Origin of the sequence: Gilliamella bombi (genome assembly GCF_900103255.1) — a bacterium.
In the GTDB taxonomy this organism is placed as follows: domain Bacteria; phylum Pseudomonadota; class Gammaproteobacteria; order Enterobacterales; family Orbaceae; genus Gilliamella; species Gilliamella bombi.
The window spans coordinates 1-2,413 of the sequence record NZ_FMWS01000102.1; the positions used below are offsets into that span (position 1 = coordinate 1).

Sequence of the window (2,413 nt, forward strand, 5' to 3'; positions counted from 1 at the left end):
CAAAATGGAAGCATTAGAAAAGCAAGTAACAGCTTGGGAAAAAACCAAAGAAAAAATCAAGAAAATGTTATGGTGGGATGATGTGGCTAAAGGCTTATCGAAGTTAAACCAACAAAACGACACTCCCCCAAAAAATGGCGAGACAACCAATACCCCAACCACCGAAGCAGAAACCTCCCCATCAGCCACACTTAGCGCTGATGGTAAGGCGTGGTTTATTCATCCTGTTACTATTATGCAGCTAGCCGCTTATAAAGAAATCAAATTTAGCAAAAAAGGAATTGCATTTCTAAAAAAATGGGAAGGATTAAGATTGAAGCCGTATGATGATCAAACAGGTAAAACTATTACAAATTATACTAAAGGAGCTACTATTGGTATTGGGCATTTGATTAAATCTTCTGAAGAGTTTGAACTATATAAAAATGGTATAAATGAAGCTACAGCAGAAAAATTGCTTTCTAATGATTTAAATTTAAAAGGTTATATTAAGGTTGTTTCCGAAAATATAAAAATAACACTTCATCAATATGAATTTGATGCTTTAGTTGCTTTTTCTTTTAATATTGGCATTGGAGGATTTAAGAGTTCAACTGTAGTAAAAATGATAAATAATCCAAAAGGATCTTATACTTATAATTCATTAGAGGAAGCATGGTTATCTTGGAGTAACTCCCAAGGAAAATTTAATCAAGGCGTTAATAATCGAAGACGTTCGGAATATTATTTATTTAAAAATAATAAATATACTACATATAGTCATTTGGATGGAGAATATAAAGAAATATGAAAATAATTTTCATTATAATGCCATTACTATCTTTTGTTTGTTTAGCTAATGATTTTAATCATTCTTGTCTGTATACAACTAAATATAACTCTTTAAAATATAATATTAAAATATCCTATTGTTGCGAAGAGGGGGAATTAGACTGTAAAAATGTTTATTATGAAGGAACGAGAAAGAAGGATCAGCTATATATATTTTTAAAAGGGGAAACTATAAATCATTATTCATCTCATCGCTTATTAGGGTATCAATTTCAAAACAATGATTATTATTACATTATTCGAGATAATCAATTAAGTATATATAAAAATAACAAGTTATTACAGAATCAGGAGCTAGAAGAATTAGATGATTAATGTAAATTAAATAATTAAATATTATTCAATAATATGCAATTAGTAAAAATATCAATATTATTTTTTTATTTTCTAACGACACACTCATATGGAAGTATAGAATTTAATAAAATAAAACAATCAATTTATCATTGTTTTGATAATAGTTCTGATTGTCAACAAATTAAAGTACCCATAGAGTTGAATGATGAAATTGATGAGTCAATCTTATCAATTGACAAATTTTTTGGTCAAAATTATTTATTGATGACATTAAAATATAATTCTACACCTAATAAGTGTTATTCGCTTTATGAAATAAAAAATCATATTATTCAAACTAAAGAGAAACAAATTTTAAGCGATGGTTCTCAGTTATGCGATTATAAGAAAACCAATGATCAATTAATTAATCGTTTTCTTGATGGAGGGAAGTGGTATGAAAAACTTTATAAAGAAAAGGAGAAATATTATCAAATAATATTAGAAGATCAATGTATTGATTGTGATATGGTGCAGCGTAAAATTTATAATAAAAATTTAAATTATTTATTGGTGACAAATGAGCATAATCTTTTTGATAGAAAACCAATAATTAAAAAGATAGCTGTTAACCAGGCTTATTTATATGATGATGCTTTGGAAAAATCAAAAACTAAAATGTATTTAATTGAAGATGACAAGGTAGAACTATTACAGTACCGAGACGATTTTTATCAAATTCGATATTTAACTAGAACCCAGAAGTTAATTGTTAAATGGGTTCATTCGTCGGCTTTACTGTAAATACCCCATAGTTAGTACAAAACTGACGTAGAAAATCATGCTGCTTGTTTTAGTGTTTTATACTCAATCGGTGTCATATTATTTTGTAACTATCCCCTAAAATAGTACAACCCAAAAGTAGAAAATGTACTACGATAAAAGTAAAAGAGAATTTGAATATGAAAAAGATGACAGAATACAAAATCGTATAACCTTGCCATTAGGTGAAAGTCCAAACGATAAAGAATTTTGCCCTCATTTACATGTTGAATGTTTCACCTGTGAAGATTTACCAAGTTATATTACTCAAACGCAAGCGGAAGCGAGTAAAACCGCAGAAGAAGACAAAACATTTGTTGGCATAGCGAAACAAACCAAACTACTGGAAAAAGAAACTGCAGCAGATACAACAGTGGGAAAACCGTATGCAAAGAGCAAAATCAATATAATGAGTCAAGATGTGAAGGTAGCTTGGTTACAAATTGAAATACAGTCATCAGAAACTGAGATAAAGACATTATGG

3 protein-coding genes are annotated in these 2,413 nt (G+C 28.8%); all 3 read left to right on the forward strand.

The window, feature by feature from the left end:
- The coding region (locus B9N71_RS12360; protein ID WP_085166117.1) for a lysozyme at positions 1-790 on the forward strand (790 nt) is incomplete at its 5' end.
- 389 nt (positions 791-1,179) lie between these two features.
- Positions 1,180-1,911, forward strand: coding sequence for a hypothetical protein (locus tag B9N71_RS12370; RefSeq protein WP_085166118.1), 732 nt, complete (start codon positions 1,180-1,182; stop codon positions 1,909-1,911).
- Between the two features lie 124 nt (positions 1,912-2,035).
- A partial coding sequence (locus tag B9N71_RS12375) for a hypothetical protein (protein WP_143422159.1) occupies positions 2,036-2,413 on the forward strand: 378 nt, incomplete at its 3' end.

What these genes read in the sequence shown, in the direction of transcription:
- B9N71_RS12370 (WP_085166118.1), top strand. Translation starts at nt 1,180, where the DNA reads ATGCAATTAGTAAAAATATCAATATTATTTTTTTATTTTCTAACGACA.